The organism is Novosphingobium sp. 9U, assembly GCF_902506425.1.
Classification (GTDB): domain Bacteria; phylum Pseudomonadota; class Alphaproteobacteria; order Sphingomonadales; family Sphingomonadaceae; genus Novosphingobium.
The window spans coordinates 1,805,544-1,826,563 of record NZ_LR732469.1 but is presented as its reverse complement, the minus strand read 5'-3'; the positions used below and the strand labels follow the sequence as shown (position 1 = coordinate 1,826,563).

The window sequence follows — 21,020 nt, the reverse complement described above, 5'->3', positions numbered from 1 at the left end:
GCCAGCCAACCTCTGCCCCACAAACCCATCGCACCTTTCCCGCGCGCCGGCGTTGAGGCATGCACCAGCCATGCTCGACCCGACCCACAACGACGATTGCGACCTTGATGGACCGCTCCTGTTCGGCCGCGTGCTCGACGGGCGCGGCGGCGCGCGTGAGATCGGGTGGGAGGAGGCGCGCACCTGGCGCCCCTCGGCTGCGGGCGAGATGCTATGGCTGCACATGTGCCGCACCGTTCCGGGCGTGCGCGAATGGCTGATCGACAGGCTCGCCATCCCCGAGCCCACGGCCGAACTGCTGACCAGCGATGCGACCAGGCCTCGGGCGTTCCGCGAGGGGCAGGCCTTAGTGGCGACCTTGCGCGGCATCAACTTCAATCCGGGCGCGGAGCCCGAGGACATGGTCTCGATGCAGGTCTGGTCCGACGGGCTGCGCCTGATCACCTTGCGCCGCGTGCCGCTCCAGACCCCGCGCGACACCCGCCACGAGCTCGACCAGGGCGATGGACCGCGCGATGCGGGCGCCTTGATCACTTCGCTCACCGAGCACCTGATCGACCGCATGAGCCATGTCATCCTCGATCTCGACGATGCGATCGACAAGCTGGAGGAAGAGGAAGTCGACTGCGCCGACAAGGCGATGCTGGCGGAGATCTCCCGCATCCGGCGCGAATGCCTGGCCCTCAAGCGCTACATGTCGCCCCAGCACGAAGCGCTCGAGAACATCGCGCGCGACGCGCCCGACTGGTTCGAGGACCATGACCGGCGCGAGATCGCCGAGTCGATCGACCGGCTTCGGCGCTATGTCGAGGACCTGGACATCAGCAAGGAGAGCGCGCTGGTCCTGCAGGACGACGTGCGCGCCCGCCTGCTGGAACGCAACGCGCGCACCCAATCGCAACTGGCGATCGTGGCGACCGTGTTCCTGCCGCTCAACTTCATCGCGGGGCTGCTGGGCATGAATGTCGCAGGGATTCCCGACGCCAAGGACCCGTACGCGTTCTGGGAAGTGCTGACGATCTGCGCGACGATCGCAGCTGCGCAGATGCTGCTGTTCCGCCGCCTGAAGTGGTTCTGAGCGACTGCTCAGTTCCGGCTTGACTCCGGGCCGGCGCACCAACACCCTCCGGCCAAACACGGCGGGAGAGAGCCATGGCGCACGACGCGAGCTATCCGGATTTCTACAGCGACCCACATGTGATCGACACGCCGCGCGAGTACTTCGCACAAATGCGGGCGATCAATCCGGTGGTGCGCGAGGCGTATCACGGCTCGATGATCGTCTCGGGCTACGATGAAGTGTCCGAGGTGCTGACCAGCCGCGACGGGACGTTCTCGTCCTCCGTCTCGGTGCTTGGACCGCTGCCGCCGCTGCCGTTTGAGCCCGAGGGCGACGACATCCGCGAGCAGCTCGACGCACATCGCGACCTGATGCCCTGGACAGCGCACCTGGTCTGCTTCGACGGTGACAAGCACACCAAGCACCGCGCGCTGCTCACCAGCCTGCTCACGTTCAAGCGGCTGAAGGCCAACGAGGCGTACCTGGGCGAACTGGTCGACAAGCTGATCGACGAGTTCCAGCGCAGCGGGACGTGCGAGGTGGTCCAGCAGTTCGCGCACAAGGTTTCGACCTATGCGATCAGCGACATCATGGGCATCTCGATGGAGGACCGCTTCGAGCTGCTGGAGCTGCTCGGTGCCCCGCCCAGCCAGATCGACGGCGACGCGGTGCACAAGGTCGGGCCCGATCCGCTGATCTTCCTCAAGGAGCGATTCGACGGCTACATCCTGGCGCGACAGGCGGAGCCTTGCGGCGACTTGCTGTCGGACCTCGCCAACGCGCGGTTCAAGGACGGCAGCGCGCCCAGTTACGAGCGGTTGGCCGAGCTGGCGCGGTTCCTGTTCGGGGCCGGGCAGGACACCACTTCGCGGCTGATGGCGATGGCGATCCGGGTGCTGGGGGATGACCTCGCCCTGCAGGACCGCCTGCGCCGCGAGCCCGAGCGCATCGGCGACTTTCTGGAGGAGGTGCTGCGCATCGATCCGCCGGTGAAGGTGGTCTACCGCGTGGTGCAGAAGTCGACGCAGATCGCCGGAGTGCCGGCGCCGGCGGGCACGGTGGTCAACGTCTCGCTGACCGGCGCGAACAACGATCCGAGGCACTATGCCGACCCGGATCGCTTCGATCTCGACCGGCAGGGCGTGCGCGATCACATGGCGTTCAGCCGCGGGGCGCACGGCTGCCTGGGGGCACCGCTCGCTCGGCTCGAGGCCAAGGTCGCGATCGAGCGTCTGCTTGCGCGCACCTCGCAGATCCGCATCAGCGAAGCGCACCACGGCGCACCGGGCGAGCGGCGCTACGCGTTCGAGCCGACCTACTCCTTCCGCAACATCCAGGAGCTGCACATCGAGTTCGAACCCGCGGTGGAGCTGGCTTGAGAACCGGGCTTGTGTGGAGCTTATAAGAGCTTGGCGAACAGGAACTCCTCGTCGCGCTGCTGGCCGACCATGAAGTGGATGTCGGCGATTTTCTCGAATCCGTAACGGGCGTAGAACCGCTGCGCGCCGGGGTTCTCGCTATAGACCGAAAGCTGGATCTCACCTGCGTCCCGCTCACGCGCAAAGTCGAGCGCCCAGTCCATCAGCGCCGCGCCGATGCCTCGGCCGGTCGCGGCTGGATCGGTGTAGAGCTGCTTGAGTTCGATCACGTTGCCGGCGCGGGCATGCTCGGGCCAGCCGCAGGCGAGCACCAGCTTGCAGAAGCCGAGCAGCTTGCCTGCGTCATCAACGGCCAGCTTCACGCGCATGCCGGGATCGGCGATCTCGGCCGCGGCCTTGGCGGGAGAGTGGCTGGCGGCGAGAAAGCCGCTGAGGTCCTGCTCGTTGTAAAGATGCGCAAAGGCGGCGCAGAACGCCTCGGCTCCGAGCTGGGCGATGGCGGGGGCGTCTTGGGGCGTGGCGTCGCGCAGGATCATGGCTGCGGCATTGCTGGAACAAACGCGAGCGTCAATCTGAGATCCTCCCGTGCAAGGGGCGGGGGACCGCCAGCGCAGCTGGTGGTGGAGGGGTGTAACCCTCGCGGTCGCGCATTACGCCAGCGGTGGCACCCCTCCGTAACGCGCTCCGCGCGCGCCACCTCCCCTTATAGGGGAGGATCTCAGCTGGCGTTTGCCGCCGGTTCCATCCCCTCCAGCGGTGTCTTGCGTCCCGGTCCGCCGCGTACCTCGACGGTCATGCTGCCGAGCCCTTCCATCTCGGCGAACATCACATCGCCCGGCACCACCGGGCCGGTGCTGGTCGGCGGCGTGCCCGAGAAGATCACGTCGCCCGGGTACAGCGTCATCACCGAACTGGCGTGCTCGACCAGGTCTTGGATGCCGAGCACCAAGCTGGCGGTCGTATCCACTTGGCGGTCCTCGCCATTGACTTGCAGGCGGTAGGAGAGGGCGTTCGGATCGGCGATCTCGTCCTTGGTGGTGAGCCACGGGCCCATGATGCCGTATGTATCGAAGCTCTTGCCGAAGCTGGGGAACTCCGGCCCTTGCATGGTCATGTCGAGGCCGATGCAATAGCCGGCCACGTAGTCCAGCGCGTCGGCCGCGCCGATCTCGCTGCCTTCGCGGCCGATCACGATGGCGATCTCCATCTCGTGGAACGTGGTGCGCTCGGGCCAGCGCAGGGTGACACCGTCCGAGGCGCCGGCGGCGGCGTTGGTCATCTTGAACAGCAGGCCAAGCCGCCGCGGGTGCCCCCCCATGCCGAGCACGACCTTGTGGTTGCCGGCGCCGCAGACGAACTTGCCGGGGTTGGCGACCGGGTTCTTGAGCAGCACGTTGCTGAGCGGCACGGGCACCGCCTGGTCGGCCATGGCTTCCATCTGCGGGCGGAGGACATCCAGGTGGGTGATGAACAGGTCGCCCGCCGGGTAGGGCCAGCGTACGGTGGGGAGGGTGTCCGTTACCCGGGTCACGTCGTGGAGGTGTTCGCCGCGCACAACGCCAAGCTTGATCGGGCCGTCGGCGGCCTCCTGGTAGCGGCAGATCTTCATGGCGGCGTCCTCTCCCCGTGTTTCGGGAGAGGCTAGCGAAGGGGAGGGGTCAGGCAAGCATTGCGGCTCCGGCGCGCTTGCCCGAGCGTCCAAGCCCCTCCACTGCCGTTTAAAGCGGTGGTGGAGGGGTAAGGCGGTTTATTCCCCGCCCGCGTCGCCCGAGCCCGGCTGCGGCTGGCCCTGCTTGGCGGCGGGCGCCGAAGTCTCGATTCCCATGCACAGGTACTTGACCTCCAAGAAGTCCTCTAGGCCGTACTTTGACCCTTCGCGGCCCAAACCGGACTGCTTGACGCCGCCGAACGGCGCCACTTCGGTGGAGATCAGCCCGGTGTTGATGCCGACCATGCCGGCTTCCAATGCCTCTGCCACGCGCCACACGCGGCTGATGTCGCGCGCGTAGAAGTAGCTGGCGAGGCCGAACTCGGTGTCGTTGGCCATGCGGATCGCGTCGGCCTCGTCGGTGAAGCGGATCACGCCGGCGAGCGGGCCGAAGGTCTCTTCCTTGGCGATCTTCATGTCGGCTTTTACGCCCGAGAGCACGGTGGGTTCAAAGTAGCTGTGGCCCAGGCTCGATCGCTTGCCGCCCGCCAGGATCTTGGCGCCACCGGCGAGGGCATCCTCAAGATGCTCCTCGACCTTCTCGACCGCCTTCTCGTCGATCAGCGGACCGACTTGCGTGCCCTCGTCCATCGCGTAACCGATCTTCATCGCCTTGACCCGGTCCGCCAGCTTGCCGACGAACGCGTCATAGACGCCATCCTGTACGTAGAAGCGGTTGGTGCACACGCAGGTCTGGCCACCGTTGCGGAACTTGGAGATCATCGCGCCTTCGATCGCGGCATCGACATCGGAGTCGTCGAACACCAGGAACGGCGCGTTGCCGCCCAGCTCCATCGAGCACTTCTTGATCGTCTCAGCGCTCTCCTTGAGGAGTTGGCGGCCGATCTCGGTGGAGCCGGTGAAGGTGATCTTGGCGACCTTGGGGTTGCGGGTCAGTTCCGAGCCGATCTGGCCGGCGCTGCCAGTGACGACGTTGACGACGCCCTTGGGAATGCCCGCCATCTCGCACAGGCGCGCAATTGCCAGGGCCGAGTAGGGCGTGGCCGACGCGGGCTTGATCACCATGGTGCAACCTGCCGCCAGCGCGGGCCCGAGCTTGCGGGTGATCATCGCATTGGGAAAGTTCCAGGGCGTGATCGCGCCAACGACGCCGATGCCCTGCTTGATCACGACGATGCGGCGATCGGCAGCATGGCCGGGGATGACGTCGCCATAGGCGCGCTTGCCTTCCTCGGCGAACCACTCGATGAAGCCGGCGCCATAGGCGATCTCCCCCTTGCCCTCAGCGAAGGGCTTGCCTTGCTCGCGGCTGAGCAGTTCGCCCAGATCGTCCTGGTACTGGATCATCAGGTCGAACAAGCGGCGCATTAGCTTGGCGCGTTCACCCGCGGTCTTGGCGCGCCAGGCGGGCAGCGCGGCTTCGGCTGCGTCGATCGCACGGGCGGTTTCGGCTGCACCAGCCTTGGGGACGGTGCCCAGCACCTTGCCCGAACCCGGATCGGTGACCTCGAACGTTGCGCCCGAGTCCGCATCCACCCACTGGCCGTCGATGTAGCACTGCTGCTTCAGGAAATCGGTGTAGGCCATCGCTGGACGCGTCCTCTCGTATCAGGGCTGCGGCCGGCTTTGCCACGGGCGGCAGGCGGCCAAATCACGCGGTGTGGAATAGGCATCGCCCCGGCCCGATGCAACTATGGCAACTGGGAGCCACTCAGCGATCGCATGGGAGTCCGATTGACGGACAGCGGGCGCTCAGCTAGTCTCAGCATCGAACAATAATTCGCTATAGAGAAATGTGGAGAGGCGCTCTGGACTACGCAGGCTACATCGATGGCGCGTTCGTGAAGGGCGAGGGCGCGGCCTTCGATGTCGAGAACCCGTCCGACGAGAGTGTCGTCGATACCGTGACCGGCGTCTCCTCGGCGCAGGCAATCGCAGCCATCAACGCGGCGCGGCGGGCCTTCGACGATGGCGGCTGGTCGGGGCTCTCGATGAAGGAGCGGGCCAAGTACATGACCCGCTACGCCGATGCGCTGCGGGCCCGCGCCGACCGGCTGAAGGAATGCGCCATCCTGGAGGCAGGCTGCCCGGTCTCGTCCAACGTCATGGGCGCGCAGGTCCACACGCCGCTGCGCATGACGGACGAGATCGTCGAGCTGTTCCTGCGTCTGCCCGAACACGAGGAGAACCCGCTCCCCATCCACGAGCGGGTGAATCCCTATTTCGTGGTGCAGAGCCTGAAGCGCTGGTCGCCATTGGGCGTGGTCTCCGCAATCTCGGCCTACAACGTGCCGTTCTACACCGCGTTCTGGAAGGTGATACCGGCGCTCATGGCGGGCGACACGGTGATCCTGCGGCCCAACCCGTTGACCCCGCTGTCCTCGCTGGTCTTCGCCGAAGCGGCGGACGAAGCCGGTCTCCCCAAAGGCGTGATGAACGTGATCATGGAACAGGGCCTCGAAGGCGGCCTGGCCATGACCACGCACCCCGATGTCGACATGGTCAGCTTCACCGGATCGTGCACCGTCGGCGCCAAAGTGGCCGAGCAGGCGGCGCCCACGCTCAAACGGCTGGTGCTGGAGCTGGGTGGCAAGTCGGCGCAGATCTACCTGCCCGACGCGGTCGGTCGCGCGGCTTCGGCAGCGTCAAGCGTTTGCCTCTCGCATGCAGGGCAGGGCTGCGTGCTGGGTACGCGCGTGTTCGTTCCGCAGGAGAGCAAGGACCAGGTGCTCGAAGGCATGGCGAAGGCGCTGGAAGGCGTGAAGATCGGTCCGGCGAGCGACCCGGCGACGGTGCTGGGCCCGGTGATCAGCGCCGGCCAGCGGGCGCGCTGCGAGCATTTCGTCGAAGCCGCGGTGGCCGAGGGCGGCAAGGTGGTCGCAGGCGGCAAGCGACCCGACCATCTCGACAAAGGCTTCTACTTTGAGCCGACGGTGCTCGACCTGCCGGACAACAAGAACCCGGCGGCAAAGGACGAGATCTTCGGACCGGTGATCGGCGTGATCGGCTATCGCGACCTTGACCATGCGGTGGAGATGGCGAACGATTCCAAGTTCGGCCTCTCGGGCTGGGTGCATGGCGCGGACAAGGTAAAGGCGCTTGAGGTGGGCCTCAAGATCCGTAGCGGCGCGGTGAACATCAACGGCGCGGTCATGTCCACTTACGCGAGCGGCGGCGGCATCAAGATGAGCGGCCAGGGCCGCGAGCGCGGCATCGAAGGCCTGCGCGAGTTCCAGATGATGACCACGCTGAATATCGGCGGGTGAGCAGCTTCTGCTCCGAGATCCTCCCCTGCAAGGGGAGGTGGCAGCCCGGCAGGGCTGACGGAGGGGTGTCACTCGTGAAGGCACGCGCTCGCGAGAGGGTGACACCCCTCCACCACCGCCTGCGGCGGCGGTCCCCCTCCCCTTGCAGGGGAGGATCTTGGGTCATGGTACGAACGCAAAGGGACGAGGGGAGAGCATGATGGACGGTCTGGTTCAGGGAAAAGTCGCAGTGATCACCGGCGCCGGCTCGGGCTTGGGCCGCGCGGCGGTGCTGTTGTTCTGCGAGCACGGCGCAAAGGTTGTCGCCGCTGACATCAACGACGCCAATGCCGAGGAAACCGCCAAGATGGCGCAAGCGGCCGGCGGAGACGCGGTGGCGATCGGCTGCGACGTCGCCGATCCTGCATCGGTCGATGCGGCAGTCGCCAAGGCGGTCGAAGCTTTCGGCCGGCTCGACATCATCTACAACAATGCCGGCATCACCGTGAACCCGATCCCGGGCAAGGGCCTCAAGAGCCTGGTCGATTGCGAGCCCGAAGAGATGAAGAGGGTCGAGGACGTCAACATCAACGGCGTCATCTATGGCTCACAGGCGGCCATCCGCCAGTTCGAGAAGCAAGCCGAGGCCGGGCAGGGCAGCGGCGGCGCGATCGTGTCCACCGCCTCGGTCGCGGGGCTGATGGGCTATGGCGGCGTGCTTTACGGCACGACCAAGGGCGCGGTGGTGCAGTTCACCCGCGCGCTTGCGATCGAAGTCGCGGGCAAGGGCATCCGCGTCAACGCAGTATGCCCCGCGGGCATGCTCACCCACTATGCCGGCATGGACCCGGACAGCGAGCACAAGGACCGCATCCTGGAAAGCATGGGCAAGGCCCATCCGCTGGGCAAGGCGATCGAACCGCGCGATACCGCGTCGGCGGCGCTGTTCCTCTGCTCGGACCTGGCATCCAACATCACTGGCGTGAACCTGCCGGTCGACGGCGGCTTGTTCGCCGGCCGCAAGACGGGAGCCTGAACCCATGGCGACTTGCCCGATGACGGGACGCAGCTCGAACGCGCTCAACTCGCTGATGAGCGACAATCCGCGCTATGCGCAGATGTTCGACGTCAACAGCCAGAGTGCCAATGCCGGCGTCGACGGCGGCCGCGACTACACCGATGACATGAATGCATTGCGTGACAAGGCGCCCGTCCACCAGGGTAGCTTGCGCGAGCTGCTGGGCGTGCCGCAGATGAGCCACGCGATGGGGCCGCCGCGCAACGAGATGACGTTCTTCTCGTACCGCGCCTGCGAGATCGGCTTTCGCGAGAACCTGCTGTTCTCCTCCGAGGGCTACAACGAGAGCCCCGGCGTGCGCACGATCGGCACCACCATCCTGTCGATGGTCGGCAAGCCGCACAAGCGCCTGCGCTCCGCCGCGCAGCCGCTGTTCAAGCGGCCCAAGGTCATCGACTGGTGGAACAAGCGCTGGATCGAGGAAACGGTCGACGCGCTGCTCGACCGTCTGCTCGAGCAGGAGACCACCGACCTCAACTTCGAGCTTTGCGCCCGCCTGCCGATGGCGACGGTCACCCGTGCGATCGGGCTGGAGGGCGAGGACGTGATCGAGTTCCGCTACCAGCTGGAACGCGCAACCTTCGGCGCTGCCAAGCTGCCGCCGGAGGAGTCCGCCGCGTCGCGTGCCTGGGTCGACGATACCCTGCGCGGGCTGATCGCGGAAAACACTCGCGCTCCGGGCGACAACCTGATTGCCGGGCTGCTTGCCGCCGAGATCGTCGACGAGGAGGACGGCTACAAGCGCAAGCTGACCGAGGACGAGATCTTCGGCTACTGCAAGCTGGCGATCTTCGCGGGCGGCGGCACCACCTGGCGCCAGCTGGGCATCACCATCGACGCGCTGATGAACCATCGCCAGTTCTGGGATGCCTGCCGCGACGATCGCTCGCTGGTCGAGCTGGCGGTCGAGGAATCGCTGCGCTGGCGCTGCACCGATCCGGAAATGCCGCGCCTGTCGATGGAGGACGCGACGGTCGAGGGCGTGTTCGTGCCCGCCGGCACCCGCGTGCACTTGTGCTTCGGCGCCGCCAACCACGATCCGGCGATCTTCGAGCGGCCGGGCGAGTACGACATCTTCCGCAAAAAGCAGGCGAACATGGGCTTCGGCTTCGGTCCGCACCGGTGCCTGGGCATCGAAGTCGCGCGCCAGGAGATGATCGTCGCCATCAACGGATTGCTCGATCGCTTCCCGAACATGACGCTCGATCCGGCGAAGCCCAAGCCCGAATACCGCGGCCTCGAACACCGCGGCATGACCGCCGTTCCCGTCAAGCTGCGGTGAGCGCGATGAAGCAGGTCGTCCTCGCCAGCTATGCCAGGGGCAACCCGCAGGCCACCGACTTCCGCGTCGAGGAAGTGGCGGAACCGCAGGCGGGTGAGGGCGAGCTGCTGCTCAGGACGCTCTATATCGCGGTCGACCCGCTGATCCGCTTCTCGCTGGACGAGAGCACGATCACAGGGGCGGGCCGGATGGACCTGGGCGCGCCGATGATCGGCCCCACGGTGAGTCAGGTCATCGCCTCCAACCACCCGAACTACGCGGCAGGTGACTATGTCGAGGGTCGCACGCCCTGGGCGGAGACGACCGTCGTCGCGCCCGACAAAAGCGATTATCGCGGGCCGCCGCGCAAGCTCGATCCTGCCCTGGCGCCGGTCTCGACGGCCCTCGGCGCGCTCGGTGGTCCGGGGCAGACGGCCTACGAGGGCGTGGTCAAGGTCGGCCGGCTGCAGGCGGGCGAGACGATCGTGATTTCTGCGGCAGGCGGCGCGGTCGGCTCGATGGCGGGGCAGATCGCCAAGGCACTCGGCGCCCGAGCGGTCGGCATCGCCGGCGGCCAGGCGAAGTGCCAAGGCCTGCTCGACCTCGGCTTCGATGCGGTGGCCGACTACAAGGCGCCCGACTTCGACGCGCAGCTCAAGGCCGCGCTGCCCGAGGGCGCGGACGTCTATTTCGAGAACGTCGGCGGCGACGTGACACTGGCGGTGCTGCCGCACCTGAAGCGCGGCGCGCGCATGCCGATGTGCGGGTTCATCGCCTACTATGGCGTCGGCATGGAAGGGCCTGGGCCCGATCACCTGCCGGGCTTCTACCGCCAGATCATGAACAAGGCGCTGGAGATCAAGGGCTTTGCCGGGCTGTTCGCAGGGCAGAAGGGTTTGGACGACATCGCCGGCTGGATGAAGGCCGGTAAGATCCGCTTCGCCGAGGCCTTCGTCGAAAGCATCGATGCCGCGCCCGAGGCCTTCGCCAGCGTGTTCTCAGGTCACGACCACGTCGGCAAGCTGCTGGTCCGCGTGGCGGCGGAGTAACAGATAGAGCCGGCTGTCGGGCCGCTCGACGCTCGGAACCAAACTCATCGTCACCCTGAACTTGTTTCAGGGTCCATTCCTCGGCCTGACGGGATAGCTCAACGGCAAGACGTGAGTGTAGCCCAACCAAGTCCGCCACCGCGATGGGGCAAGTGCCTGCTTGCTAAGCCGTCGCCCGCGATCCACTCTGATTCGCATGGCGACCACGATCTACCCCCCGCCCCCGCGCTCGACGGCCAATCCGGCCCCTACGCGCCCTGCGAACTCGATGCGGCGTACCTCCAGCATCGACGTTGCCTGGCCCGACGGGCCCGAGGCGCCGCGGCGGATGGTCGGCCGCGCACGCGACATGCGCACCGATTACCGCGGGGATGGCGAGGTGCTCGCGGAAGGCAGCTTTCGCCTGCGCATGACCGAGGACAAGACGGTCATCGCCATCGAAGCCGATCCCCCGCAAGCCGGCATCGACACGCTGGTGGGCGAGCGCGGCGGCGGCCACTTGCGCATGGTGCTGCGCGAGCGCCTGCCGCAGCTGATCGCGCGCAACGACCCGCTCTACCTGGTGCTGGACGATATCTCCGGAACCGCGCTGGTCTCCGCCTTCGCCTGGTCGCAGTGGTACCCCGACTGGGTCGAGAAACTGCGCGCTCGCATGGGCGAGGAGACCATGGCGAGGATGATGGAGCAGCGCATAAACGTGTGCTGGGGCCTGCAGGAGGGCAACACCGGCGTGCGCCCGGAAGGTCCGCCCAACAACGTCGCCGATGCCGACGCGGGCGAGCTGCGCAACCCGGCCGACCCAGACGGCTGGCATGCCTTCCATGACGAGGACGGCCCGGGCTTCCGCCGCGCCCGCCGCATCGATGTTGTGCGCGACGAGGCGGCAGGCCAGCTGCGGATCGATTCGGCCTTTCAGGACAGCGCCAAGCTGCGTGAGGGCGGCCGCGTCGCGATCCACGAGTATCTGCTGCGCGCGACCTGCGATCTCGACACGCTGGAGATCCTGACACTCGAGCCCGAGGCGCGCATCCTGCCCTTCTCCGAATGCCCCGGCGCGATCCACAACACCGGGCGGCTGATCGGCAAGCGCCTCGACGCAATCCGCGCCGAGGTCCTGGCGCAGCTGCGCGGCCCTGAAGGGTGCACGCATCTGAACGATGCGCTTCGGGCGCTGGCCGACGTGCCGGCGCTGGCGGAGGGGTTGCGAGAGTTGGCTTAGGCCACGTACACGCGGGTCGAGCCGGGGGAAGACGCCGATCCGCTAACGTCCCAGCAGTATCGCCAGCCCCTCGTGCGCCAACCCGCTGCCCAGTTCGTCGAACATGCGCCGGCGCAGCTCGCGCACCAGCAGACTGCGCGTGTGGCGCAGCATCGGCGCCGAGTGCGTGGCCAGGCGACGCGCGTGCTCGCGGGCGCGATCGAGCAGCCGGTCCGCCGGCACCACCTCGCCGACCATGCCGAGGCGCAGCGCTTCTTCCGCCCCGATCCGTTCGCCGGTGAGTAGGAAATAGCGGCCGCGGTTCGGCCCCAGCAGCATCGGCCAGACAACGTGCACGCCATCGCCCGGCACCGCCCCCTGCGGAACGTGCGCCAGATCGGCGAACTCGGCGTGCGGCGCGGCGAGGACGATGTCGGCGAGCACCGCCAGCTCGGCATGGATCAGCGCCGGGCCATTCACCGCCGCGATCATCGGCACCGGCACGGCGAGCAGATTTTGCAGCAGCGCCAGGCCCTCCTCGTGGATACGGCGCCACATGTCAGCCATGTCGGGTTCGTCGAAGCGCTCCTGCGGGTCGGCGCCGGCGAGGAAGCTGTCACCGGTGCCGGTGAGCACGACCACCTTGTTCTGCGCGTCGCGCGCCAAGTCGGCGAACGCCTCGCCCAGTTCGGCATGGAGGCTGGTGCGCGAGGTGCCCCATAGCGCCGGACCGCCGCGCGTGTGCAGCGTCATTTCCAGCACGCCGTCCTCACGGGTGAAGCGGATGCCGGTATACTTCTCGGCGTAGTCGCTCAGGTCCATCGTATGTCTCCGCGAACGGGCTGTTCAGCCTGCCCTACGGCTTGGCTTCTGGTGCCCGACCTGCTCACCCTCGATCACCCCTTCCATCGCCTCGCGCATGCGGGCGTAGAAGGCCGCGAGCGTATCAAACCGATCCACCACCGATGCCGGCAAGTCGCGGTCGCTCTGGCGCACGAACAGGCCTTGCAGCCGGCCCAGCAGCGCGGCGCGTTCGATGAACGAGCCGCCATGGCTATCGGGCACGGCGTAGTAGATGCGCTTGCTGCCGGGCTCGCTGTGGCGGCGGGCGTTGCCGCAATGCTCCAGCGTGCGGGCAGCGACGCTGGCATTGCTCTTGCTCATGCCGAGGTCTGAGGCAATTTCGTCCAGCGTCGCGGGTCCGTCGCGCAGCAGCAGGTAGGCATAGATCCGCCCGACCGGACGCGCCCAGCCCCACGGCGCCATCAGCACTGCGATATCGTCGAGGAAGCGTTCATCCTCGGCAGACAACTTCATGTTTGACATATTCCGAATTTAATGAATTTTAGCGCGGAGGCCACAACAAATTGCCATGGGGCGGGAGAGAGCATTGATGGAAGCGGAGGCGTTCGCAAGTCGATACGGGCCATGGGCGCTGATTGCCGGCGCGTCGGAAGGTACCGGCGCCAGCTTCGCTCGGCAATTGGCCGAAGCGGGCTTGGATCTGATCCTCGTCGCTCGCCGCCAGGCTCCGCTCGATCAGCTCGCGGACGAGCTGCGCGCTCGCCATGGTGTTGAGGTTGTCACCGCCACCATCGACCTCGCGGCTGAGGATGCCACGGCTCGGCTCGTCGAGGCGGCAGGGCACCGCGAAGTGGGTCTCTTGATCCTCAACGCCGGCGCTGATCCGAACGGCTCCATGTTCCTCGACAATGCCATTGCCAACTGGGATGCGCTCGCCACGCGCAACGTCATGACCACCATGCGCGCGCTCCATGCCTTTGGCGCGCCGATGCGCGAGCGGGGCCGCGGCGGCATGATCGTGGTCGGGTCGGGTGCCTGCTACGCCGGACTGCCCGGCATCGGCGTTTATGCGGCCAGCAAGGCGTTCGACCTCGTCCTGTGCGAGGCGCTCTGGGCCGAACTGGAGCCACACGGGGTCGACGTGCTCAGCTACGTGATCGGCCGGACAGACACGCCGGCGCACCGAGAGTTGATGGAGGCCCGCGGCATGGCGATCCCCGACAACCTGGCGGATCCCGACGATGTCGCCCGTCTCGGCCTCGAGCGCCTGCCCCATGGACCGGTGTGCAACTGGGGCGAGGCGGACGACGAGGCCGTCGTGTCCGCCACCTCCGCTGCGCAGCGCCGTGAGCGGATTCGGGCAGTGGCCGCCATGTCCGCCGCCTACGCCGCGAAAGGATGACCGACGTGACAGCAGACCTCGCCGACAAGCAGGCGATCACCGAGCAGATCTATCGCTACTGCCGTTCGGTGGATCGGCTCGACGTGCCGCTAGGCCATGGAGTGTTCCACGAGGACGCGACCGCAGATTACGGCCCGACCGGCTACAAGGGTACGGGTCGCGGCGCGATCGACTGGATCTGCGAGGCGCATCTCAAGCTCCAGGCGCACTCGCACCAGGTCACCAACATCCTGATCGAGGTCGAGGGCGACCGTGCCGGCAGCGAGGCCTACGTGATGGCGGCGCTGCGTGGATTGCGCGAGGGCCAGCCGTTCCAGATGCAGGTCTGGGCCCGCTATTGCGACACCTGGTCGCGGCGTGAAGGCACTTGGCGCATCGACCACCGCAACACCGTGATCGACTTCGACGCGATGAGCGATGTCCGGCCGCTCCATGATCACCAATGGGCACGCCGCGACCGCCAAGACCCCTCTTACGCCAGCCTGAAAGCCTCCGCATGACCGCCAGCAAGATCACCGTCTCGTTCGACATGCGCAGCCCTGCCTGGGCGACGCCGACGCCGCAGCTCTACCGCGCCGCGATCGAGATGGCCGCCTTCGTCGACCGGATCGGCGCCGACCAGATCGGGCTGATGCAGCACCACGGCTCGGATGATGGCTACCTGCCGCAGCCGTTCACGCTGGCGGGCGGCATGGCCGCGGTGACCGAGCGCATCCGCTTCATCCTGGGCGCGGTGATCCTGCCGCTGCACGATCCGCTGGAGCTGGCCGAGCACATTGCGGTTCTCGACAACCTGTCGAACGGGCGCATCAACGTGATCTTCGGCGCCGGCTACGTGCCGCTGGAATTCGCCATGTTCCGCAAGTCCTTGCGCGATCGGGGCAAGCTGATGGATGCGGGGCTCGACCTGATCCTGCGTGCGTTGAAGGGAGAGCGCTTCGAGGCCGAGGGACGCCCCATCTTCGTCCGCCCGCTGCCGGTGCAGAGCCCTGAGGACATCGTGCTCGTCGGCGGGGGCGTGCCCGCATCGGCCAAGCGCGCCGCGCGCTTCGACGTGGGCTTCGGCCCGATCAACGGCACGGTGGTGGACCTCTACCTGGAGGAGTGCGCCAAGGCCGGTCGGCCGCCGCGCACGTATTTCCGTCCGATGCAGGGCATGCCGCTCGCGGTGCACTTGTGCGAGGACCCCGATGCCGGGTGGGACGCGATCGCGCCGCATGCCGTCCACGTCATCACCGAATATGCCAAGTGGGCCGAGCAGGAGGGTGAGCAGTCCAACTCGCCATTCAAGGGGCTGACCGACCCGGCCGTGCTGCGCCAGGCCGGCATGTTCGCGGCGATGACTCCCGACCAGCTGGTCGAGCGCGTTGCTGCCTTGCCCGATGGGCCGAACATCGGCTTCCAGCCGCTGCTCGGCGGCCTCTCGCCCGAGGAGGGCTGGAAATCGCTCCGCCTGCTCGAGGCGACGATGCCGCGCTTGCGCGAAGTGATGGCCGCGAAGGTGGCAGCATGAAGGCGGCTTTCATCGCCGACGGCAAGGTCGGCGTCGGCGGCCTGGCTGACCCGGTTCCCGGCAAGGGCCAGGCGCTGGTGCGCACGCATGTCTGCGGGTTGTGCGCTTCGGACCAGCACTTCCTCAGCGGCGGGCACAACCTGATCGAGCTTTCGCGCAAGATGGGCGGCCCTTATGCCGCGCTCGACTTCGCGCGCCCCTTCGTGCCGGGGCACGAGTATGTCGGCGAAGTGCTCGACTATGGGCCTGGAAGCCGGCGCAGCGTGCAGACGGGACGCCGCGTGGTGTCGGTGCCGATCATGCGGCAGGGCGGCAGCCATGCCGTCGTCGGCTACAGCCACCAGTGCCCCGGCGGCTTCGGCGAGCTGATGCTGCTCGACGAGGACTTCCTGATCGAAGTGCCCGATGCCTTGCCAGACGACTACGCCGCGCTTGTGGAGCCGTTGGCCGTCGGCCTGGAGCATGCTCGACGTGGCCGGCCGGACAAGGGCGATGCCGCTCTGGTGCTGGGCTGCGGGGCGATCGGCCTGGGCGTCATCGCGGGGCTCAAGCTGATGGGTGTGGGCCCGATCGTCGCCGCGGACTTCCATCCAGGTAGGCGCGAGCTGGCGATCGCGGCGGGCGCGCACATCGCCATCGACCCGCGTGAGAGCGACCCCTACGCGCCGCTGCCGCAGTTCGACGGCCGCCGCGTCAACCTGATCTACGAGTGCGTCGGCCAGCCGGGCATGCTGCAGCGGATCGTCGAGGCGGCGCCGTTCGATGGACGGATCGTGATGGGCGGCTACTGCATGGAGGCCGAGAGCCTTTACGTGTTCGCCGCGCAGAACAAGCGCCTCAACATCCAGTTCGCGGGTGGCGAGGAGCCGCAGGACATGGACCTCGCCTTGCGTGCGATCGCCGACGGGCGGATCGACGTGACGCCATGGCTGGGCGGCCGCATCGGGCTGGGCGAGGTGGCGGATGCCGTCGCCAACCTCTCGGGCCCGAGTGCCCCGGTGCGCACGCTGGTGGATCCGCGATTGGGTTAAGGTGCCCTTCGACCCTGGCTCACGCGGGATTAGGGGTCTTAGCTTCCCCGCTTCTTCAGCAGCACGGTGCGCAGCATCGACAGCGCCGTCTCGCCGTGCTGGTTGGTCAGCTCATGCTTGAACACGACGATTCCCTGGCCCGGCCGCGACTTGCTCTCGCGGATCTCCACCACTTCGCTGTGGCAAGTCAGCGTGTCGCCGATAAAGGTCGGCTTGGGCGTGACCACCTTGTCGAAGCCCAGGTTCGCCACCAGCGTGCCGACCGTCGTGTCGGCGATCGACAGCCCGACCGCGAGACTGAAAGTGAAGGTCGAGTTCACCAGGATCTGCCCGAACTCGCTCGCCTTGGCGGCCTCGGCGTCGAGGTGCAGCGGCTGCATGTTGTGCGTCATGGCACTGAACAACAGGTTGTCGGTCTCGGTGACGGTGCGGCTGGGCTGGTGTGTGATCCGTGTCCCCACCTGCCACTCGTCGAAGAACTTGCCCGGCATCAGGTATCCTTTTTCGGCTTTTTCTTGGCTGCTGCGCGACGTCCGGCGACGAGGCCCAGTTCGGCCCAGCGCATCATCTCTTCGGGGTAGTCGTAGACGTCGTCGGGCGCGAGGCGGTAGTTCATCGAGGCCGGCTTGCCGTCCCGGTCGTAGGTGAACTTCTCGCGTCCTGCCGAGTCCCACTCGTGGTCGGTCGCGGCATCGGCCTTGAACCACAGCTCGCCCCCAGCGACGATCGCGAAGACCACGCCGTCGCAGTAGAGCGTCTGCCCGCCCATCATCGCGCGCGCGGTCACGATGCCGAGCGGTTCCAGGCTCTCGCTCACCCAGTCGACGATCTCGGCGTGGCGCTCCTTCTGCTTGGCGGTGCTCATGCCTCGTCGCCGGCGGCTTCCTCGATGCGCGCCAGCAAGGCCTCGACCTGTACCTGCTGGCCGGCGCTGGCGTTCAGCTCCGCGACCACGCCGTCGAACGGCGCCGTGAGGGTATGCTCCATCTTCATCGCCTCGAGCGTCAGCAGCTTCTGCCCGGCGGTGACGGCCTGCCCCGTCTCGACCTCAACCGCGATGACCTTGCCCGGCATCGGCGCCAGGATCGCGCCTGAGCCTGCTGCCGCGCCGTGCACGCCTTCGCGGCGCCATGGGGTGAGCTGCCAGGCCTGGCCCTGCTCGGTCAGCAGCACCGCGTCGGTCGGCTCTTCGCTGCCTTCGCGTAGCGCCACCTCGATCTCTTGCCCGTCGAGCAAGAACCAGGCCTTGCGCACCGGAGCGGCGTTGAGGCGCAGGCCCGGCGTGGCGTAGGCGGGCACCAGCGCCGCCACCGCCGCTTCGAGGACTTCGGCAGAGGGTTGCGGCACTTCGGCCATCGCCTCGCCGTCGCGGCCGATCAGGCCGGTATCGACGGTGCCGGCGACGAAGTCGGGGTGCTCCAGTGCCTTGACCAGGAACGAGGCATTGGTCTTCACCGGCCACACCGCGCTGTCGCTCAGCATGTCGGAGAGGCGCTCGCGCGCCTCGTCGCGGTCCTCGCCCCAGGCGATGACCTTGGCGATCATCGGGTCGTAGAACGGCGAGACCTCGGCCCCTTCGTAGACGCCGGTATCGATCCGGCCTGCCTCCGCGTCGCCGAACTGCAGCAGCTCCAGCTTGCCGATCGAGGGCAGAAAACCCTTTGCCGGATCTTCGGCGTAGAGGCGCGCTTCCATCGCCCAGCCGTCGATGCCGAGCTCGTCCTGCGCCATCGGGATCGGCTCGCCGCTCGCGACGCGTAGCTGCCACTCGACTAGGTCGACGCCGGTGATCTCTTCGGTCACCGGGTGCTCGACCTGGAGGCGGGTGTTCATCTCCATGAACCAGATGCGGTCGGCGCGCAGACCTTCCGAGCCATCGGCGATGAACTCGATCGTGCCCGCACCGACGTAGTCGACGGCCTTGGCCGCGCGGACAGCCGAGGCGCACAGCTCGGCGCGGGTCGCCTCGTCCATGCCGGGCGCGGGCGCTTCCTCGATCACCTTCTGGTGGCGGCGCTGGAGCGAGCAGTCGCGCTCGAACAAGTGGACCACGTTGCCGTGCTTGTCGCCGAACACCTGCACTTCGATGTGGCGGGGCGAGAGGATGTACTTCTCGATCAGCACATGGTCGTTGCCGAACGAGGACGCCGCCTCGCGCTGGCAGGAGGCGAGCGCGTCCACAAAGGCGTCCGGGCTTTCGGCCAGGCGCATGCCCTTGCCGCCCCCGCCCGCGACGGCCTTGATGAGGACGGGGTAGCCGATCTTGGCGGCCTCGGCAGCGAGGAGCTCGGGGTTCTGGTCCTCGCCCATGTAGCCGGGCGTCACCGGCACGCCGGCCGCGGCCATCAGCTTCTTGGCCGCGTCCTTGAGGCCCATGGCGTCGATTGAAGCCGGGTTCGGCCCGACCCAGACGAGCCCGGCGTCAATGACGCTCTGCGCGAAGGCCGAGTTCTCGGACAGGAAGCCGTAGCCTGGGTGGATCGCCTCGGCTCCGGTCTGCTGGGCGGCTGCCAGGATGCGCTCGCCGACAAGGTAGCTTTCGCGCGCGGGCGAGGGGCCGATGTGCACGGCCTCGTCCGCCTCGCGAACGTGGAGAGCCTGGGCGTCGGCGTCGGAGTAGACCGCAATGGTGCGGATGCCGAGCTTCTTCGCGGTGCGGATCACCCGGCAGGCGATCTCGCCGCGATTGGCGATGAGGAGGGATCGGATCATGGTGCTGCCTCCAGTCATCACATCCGGAACACCCCGAAGCGGGGTGCCTCCGGGATCGGGGCTTCGAGGCAAGCGGCCAGCGCCAGGCCCAGCACGTCGCGGGTCTGGACGGGATCGATCACCCCGTCATCCCACAGGCGGGCGGTGGCGTAGTAGGGGTTGCCCTCGTCCTCGTACATCTGGCGGATCGGGGCTTTGAAGGCTTCGGCTTCCTCCGGCGTCCACTTGGCCGCGTCGCGGTGGACGGTCGCCAGCACCGAGGCGGCCTGCTCGCCGCCCATCACCGAAATGCGCGCGTTGGGCCAGGTGAACAGGAAGCGTGGGTCGTAAGCGCGGCCGCACATGCCGTAGTTGCCGGCGCCGAAGCTGCCGCCGATCAGCACCGTCAGCTTGGGCACTTGCGCGGTCGCCACCGCGGTGACCAGCTTGGCGCCGTGCTTGGCGATGCCCTCGGCTTCGTACTTGCCGCCGACCATGAAGCCCGAGATGTTCTGCAGGAACAGCAGCGGAATGCCGCGCTGGCAGGCGAGCTCGATAAAGTGCGCACCCTTTTGTGCGGATTCGGAGAACAGCACGCCGTTGTTGGCCAGGATTGCTACCGGCATGCCCCAGATATGCGCGAAGCCGCAGACGAGTGTGGTGCCGTAAAGCGCCTTGAACTCGTGGAACTCGCTGCCGTCGACGACGCGCGCGATCACCTCGTGCACGTCGTAAGGCGCGCGCACGTCCTCCGGGACAATCGCGTAGAGTTCCTGCGGATCGTACTTCGGCGGCCGCGGCTCGCGCAACTCCAGCTTGTGCTGGTACGCAAGGCCGAGGTGGCTGACGATGTCGCGCACGATGGTGAGAGCATGCTCGTCGCTGTCGGCGAGGTGGTCGGTCACGCCCGACTTGCGGCTGTGCAGATCGCCACCGCCAAGGTCCTCGGCGCTGATCACTTCGCCGGTCGCCGCCTGCACCAGCGGCGGGCCGGCGAGGAAGATCGTACCCTGCTCCTTCACGATCACGCTCTCGTCGCTCATCGCGGGCACATAGGCGCCGCCGGCGGTGCAGCTGCCCATGACGCTGGCGATCTGCGGGATGCCTTTCGCGCTCATCTGCGCCTGGTTGAAGAAGAACCGGCCGAAGTGGTCGCGGTCGGGGAAGACCTCGGCCTGGTTGGGCAAGTTGGCGCCGCCGCTGTCGACCAGGTAGACGCACGGCAGGCGGTTGGCCTCGGCGATCTCCTGCGCGCGGATGTGCTTCTTCACCGTCATCGGGAAGTAGGTGCCGCCCTTCACCGTGGCGTCGTTGGCAAAGACCATGCATTGCCGGCCCGAGACCCGGCCGATCCCGGCGATGATCCCGGCGCCCGGCACTTCGTCGTTGTAGAGACCGTTGGCGGCCAACTGCCCGATCTCCAGAAACGGCGAGCCGGGATCGAGCAGACGCTCCACCCGGTCGCGCGGCAGCAGCTTGCCACGGCTGACGTGGCGGGCACGCGAGCGTTCGTCGCCGCCGAGTGCGGCCTTGGCGACACGCTCGCGCAGCTCGGCCGCCAGTGCGCGGTTGTGCGCGGCACGGGCCTGCGCCTCCGGACTGGCGAGGTCGAGCTTGGTGGGGAGCACCGGCGCGCTCAT

At 67.5% G+C, this 21,020-nt stretch carries 20 protein-coding genes; 11 read left to right on the top strand and 9 right to left on the bottom strand.

Features of this window, described 5'->3' with window-relative positions; translation table 11 throughout:
* Positions 1 to 70: 70 nt before the first annotated feature.
* Both GV044_RS08550 and GV044_RS08545 read left to right on the top strand, forming a co-directional pair.
* A complete protein-coding gene (locus tag GV044_RS08550) occupies positions 71 to 1,078 on the top strand; it encodes a zinc transporter ZntB (protein WP_159868151.1) in 1,008 nt (335 codons plus the stop codon).
* Between the two features lie 74 nt (positions 1,079 to 1,152).
* The gene (locus GV044_RS08545) at positions 1,153 to 2,439 is read left to right on the top strand and encodes a cytochrome P450 (RefSeq protein WP_159868148.1); all 1,287 of its coding nucleotides are present in this window, start codon (positions 1,153 to 1,155) and stop codon (positions 2,437 to 2,439) included.
* A gap of 20 nt (positions 2,440 to 2,459) precedes the next feature.
* On the opposite strand, the gene GV044_RS08540 is transcribed toward GV044_RS08545, so the two are convergent.
* The 3 genes from GV044_RS08540 to GV044_RS08530 form a co-directional block, all read right to left on the bottom strand.
* Positions 2,460 to 2,975 carry a GNAT family N-acetyltransferase gene (locus tag GV044_RS08540; RefSeq protein ID WP_159868145.1) on the bottom strand — a complete coding sequence of 172 codons (516 nt, stop codon included), beginning with the start codon at positions 2,973 to 2,975 and terminating at the stop codon, positions 2,460 to 2,462.
* Positions 2,976 to 3,157: 182 nt separating this feature from the next.
* Positions 3,158 to 4,048 carry a fumarylacetoacetate hydrolase family protein gene (locus tag GV044_RS08535; protein WP_159868142.1) on the bottom strand — a complete coding sequence of 297 codons (891 nt, stop codon included), beginning with the start codon at positions 4,046 to 4,048 and terminating at the stop codon, positions 3,158 to 3,160.
* 138 nt (positions 4,049 to 4,186) lie between these two features.
* Positions 4,187 to 5,695, bottom strand: a complete 1,509-nt coding sequence (locus tag GV044_RS08530; RefSeq protein WP_159868139.1) for an NAD-dependent succinate-semialdehyde dehydrogenase — start codon at positions 5,693 to 5,695, stop codon at positions 4,187 to 4,189.
* Positions 5,696 to 5,901: 206 nt separating this feature from the next.
* Here GV044_RS08530 and GV044_RS08525 point away from each other — a divergent pair, with 206 nt between their 5' ends.
* From GV044_RS08525 to GV044_RS08505, 5 genes are all read left to right on the top strand, one after another.
* Positions 5,902 to 7,374, top strand: coding sequence for an aldehyde dehydrogenase family protein (locus tag GV044_RS08525; protein ID WP_236554815.1), 1,473 nt, complete (start codon positions 5,902 to 5,904; stop codon positions 7,372 to 7,374).
* Between the two features lie 199 nt (positions 7,375 to 7,573).
* On the top strand, positions 7,574 to 8,389 hold the full coding sequence (locus tag GV044_RS08520; protein WP_159868136.1) for an SDR family NAD(P)-dependent oxidoreductase: 816 nt from the start codon (positions 7,574 to 7,576) through the stop codon (positions 8,387 to 8,389).
* Positions 8,390 to 8,408: 19 nt separating this feature from the next.
* Entirely contained in the window at positions 8,409 to 9,713 is a 1,305-nt protein-coding gene (locus GV044_RS08515; protein ID WP_159868133.1) for a cytochrome P450, read from the top strand.
* A gap of 5 nt (positions 9,714 to 9,718) precedes the next feature.
* Entirely contained in the window at positions 9,719 to 10,741 is a 1,023-nt protein-coding gene (locus GV044_RS08510) for an NADP-dependent oxidoreductase (RefSeq protein WP_159868130.1), read from the top strand.
* 196 nt (positions 10,742 to 10,937) lie between these two features.
* Positions 10,938 to 11,960 carry a DUF2889 domain-containing protein gene (locus GV044_RS08505; protein WP_159868127.1) on the top strand — a complete coding sequence of 341 codons (1,023 nt, stop codon included), beginning with the start codon at positions 10,938 to 10,940 and terminating at the stop codon, positions 11,958 to 11,960.
* A 42-nt stretch (positions 11,961 to 12,002) separates the two neighbouring features.
* On the opposite strand, the gene GV044_RS08500 is transcribed toward GV044_RS08505, so the two are convergent.
* Together GV044_RS08500 and GV044_RS08495 are read right to left on the bottom strand one after the other, a co-directional pair.
* Positions 12,003 to 12,761 (bottom strand): enoyl-CoA hydratase/isomerase family protein, encoded by a 759-nt coding sequence (locus GV044_RS08500; protein WP_159868124.1) that lies wholly within the window; start codon positions 12,759 to 12,761, stop codon positions 12,003 to 12,005.
* Positions 12,762 to 12,785: 24 nt separating this feature from the next.
* The gene (locus tag GV044_RS08495) at positions 12,786 to 13,256 is read right to left on the bottom strand and encodes a GbsR/MarR family transcriptional regulator (RefSeq protein WP_236554813.1); all 471 of its coding nucleotides are present in this window, start codon (positions 13,254 to 13,256) and stop codon (positions 12,786 to 12,788) included.
* A gap of 76 nt (positions 13,257 to 13,332) precedes the next feature.
* Here GV044_RS08495 and GV044_RS08490 point away from each other — a divergent pair, with 76 nt between their 5' ends.
* From GV044_RS08490 to GV044_RS08475, 4 genes are read left to right on the top strand one after another with little or no spacing between them, the layout of a single operon-like run.
* Complete coding sequence (locus tag GV044_RS08490) at positions 13,333 to 14,145, top strand: SDR family oxidoreductase (protein ID WP_159868118.1); 813 nt, start codon at positions 13,333 to 13,335, stop codon at positions 14,143 to 14,145.
* Positions 14,142 to 14,645: a nuclear transport factor 2 family protein gene (locus GV044_RS08485; RefSeq protein ID WP_159868115.1), complete on the top strand. Its 504-nt coding sequence runs from the start codon at positions 14,142 to 14,144 to the stop codon at positions 14,643 to 14,645. The genes GV044_RS08490 and GV044_RS08485 overlap by 4 nt, the downstream gene beginning before the upstream one ends.
* Entirely contained in the window at positions 14,642 to 15,658 is a 1,017-nt protein-coding gene (locus GV044_RS08480; RefSeq protein WP_159868112.1) for an LLM class flavin-dependent oxidoreductase, read from the top strand. The genes GV044_RS08485 and GV044_RS08480 overlap by 4 nt, the downstream gene beginning before the upstream one ends.
* Entirely contained in the window at positions 15,655 to 16,689 is a 1,035-nt protein-coding gene (locus tag GV044_RS08475; protein WP_159868109.1) for a zinc-binding dehydrogenase, read from the top strand. Before GV044_RS08480 ends, GV044_RS08475 begins: the two co-directional genes overlap by 4 nt.
* A 38-nt stretch (positions 16,690 to 16,727) precedes the next feature.
* On the opposite strand, the gene GV044_RS08470 is transcribed toward GV044_RS08475, so the two are convergent.
* Genes GV044_RS08470 through GV044_RS08455 form a run of 4 tightly spaced genes read right to left on the bottom strand, consistent with a single transcriptional unit; the run spans position 16,728 to position 21,020 of the window.
* Entirely contained in the window at positions 16,728 to 17,180 is a 453-nt protein-coding gene (locus tag GV044_RS08470; protein WP_159868106.1) for a MaoC family dehydratase, read from the bottom strand.
* A complete protein-coding gene (locus tag GV044_RS08465) occupies positions 17,180 to 17,554 on the bottom strand; it encodes a TfoX/Sxy family protein (RefSeq protein WP_159868103.1) in 375 nt (124 codons plus the stop codon). The genes GV044_RS08470 and GV044_RS08465 overlap by 1 nt, the downstream gene beginning before the upstream one ends.
* Complete coding sequence (locus tag GV044_RS08460; protein ID WP_159868100.1) at positions 17,551 to 19,401, bottom strand: acetyl/propionyl/methylcrotonyl-CoA carboxylase subunit alpha; 1,851 nt, start codon at positions 19,399 to 19,401, stop codon at positions 17,551 to 17,553. Before GV044_RS08460 ends, GV044_RS08465 begins: the two co-directional genes overlap by 4 nt.
* Positions 19,402 to 19,418: 17 nt before the next feature.
* Positions 19,419 to 21,020, bottom strand: a complete 1,602-nt coding sequence (locus GV044_RS08455) for a carboxyl transferase domain-containing protein (RefSeq protein ID WP_159868097.1) — start codon at positions 21,018 to 21,020, stop codon at positions 19,419 to 19,421.

Bases quoted from the DNA above. Each gene is read 5' to 3' on its own strand.
- GV044_RS08550 (WP_159868151.1), top strand. From the start codon at position 71: ATGCTCGACCCGACCCACAACGACGATTGCGACCTTGATGGACCGCTC.
- GV044_RS08545 (WP_159868148.1), top strand. From the start codon at position 1,153: ATGGCGCACGACGCGAGCTATCCGGATTTCTACAGCGACCCACATGTG.
- GV044_RS08540 (WP_159868145.1), bottom strand. From the start codon at position 2,975: ATGATCCTGCGCGACGCCACGCCCCAAGACGCCCCCGCCATCGCCCAG.
- GV044_RS08535 (WP_159868142.1), bottom strand. From the start codon at position 4,048: ATGAAGATCTGCCGCTACCAGGAGGCCGCCGACGGCCCGATCAAGCTT.
- GV044_RS08530 (WP_159868139.1), bottom strand. From the start codon at position 5,695: ATGGCCTACACCGATTTCCTGAAGCAGCAGTGCTACATCGACGGCCAG.
- GV044_RS08525 (WP_236554815.1), top strand. From the start codon at position 5,902: ATGTGGAGAGGCGCTCTGGACTACGCAGGCTACATCGATGGCGCGTTC.
- GV044_RS08520 (WP_159868136.1), top strand. From the start codon at position 7,574: ATGGACGGTCTGGTTCAGGGAAAAGTCGCAGTGATCACCGGCGCCGGC.
- GV044_RS08515 (WP_159868133.1), top strand. From the start codon at position 8,409: ATGACGGGACGCAGCTCGAACGCGCTCAACTCGCTGATGAGCGACAAT.
- GV044_RS08510 (WP_159868130.1), top strand. From the start codon at position 9,719: ATGAAGCAGGTCGTCCTCGCCAGCTATGCCAGGGGCAACCCGCAGGCC.
- GV044_RS08505 (WP_159868127.1), top strand. From the start codon at position 10,938: ATGGCGACCACGATCTACCCCCCGCCCCCGCGCTCGACGGCCAATCCG.
- GV044_RS08500 (WP_159868124.1), bottom strand. From the start codon at position 12,761: ATGGACCTGAGCGACTACGCCGAGAAGTATACCGGCATCCGCTTCACC.
- GV044_RS08495 (WP_236554813.1), bottom strand. From the start codon at position 13,256: ATGAAGTTGTCTGCCGAGGATGAACGCTTCCTCGACGATATCGCAGTG.
- GV044_RS08490 (WP_159868118.1), top strand. From the start codon at position 13,333: ATGGAAGCGGAGGCGTTCGCAAGTCGATACGGGCCATGGGCGCTGATT.
- GV044_RS08485 (WP_159868115.1), top strand. From the start codon at position 14,142: ATGACCGACGTGACAGCAGACCTCGCCGACAAGCAGGCGATCACCGAG.
- GV044_RS08480 (WP_159868112.1), top strand. From the start codon at position 14,642: ATGACCGCCAGCAAGATCACCGTCTCGTTCGACATGCGCAGCCCTGCC.
- GV044_RS08475 (WP_159868109.1), top strand. From the start codon at position 15,655: ATGAAGGCGGCTTTCATCGCCGACGGCAAGGTCGGCGTCGGCGGCCTG.
- GV044_RS08470 (WP_159868106.1), bottom strand. From the start codon at position 17,180: ATGCCGGGCAAGTTCTTCGACGAGTGGCAGGTGGGGACACGGATCACA.
- GV044_RS08465 (WP_159868103.1), bottom strand. From the start codon at position 17,554: ATGAGCACCGCCAAGCAGAAGGAGCGCCACGCCGAGATCGTCGACTGG.
- GV044_RS08460 (WP_159868100.1), bottom strand. From the start codon at position 19,401: ATGATCCGATCCCTCCTCATCGCCAATCGCGGCGAGATCGCCTGCCGG.
- GV044_RS08455 (WP_159868097.1), bottom strand. From the start codon at position 21,020: ATGAGCGCGCCGGTGCTCCCCACCAAGCTCGACCTCGCCAGTCCGGAG.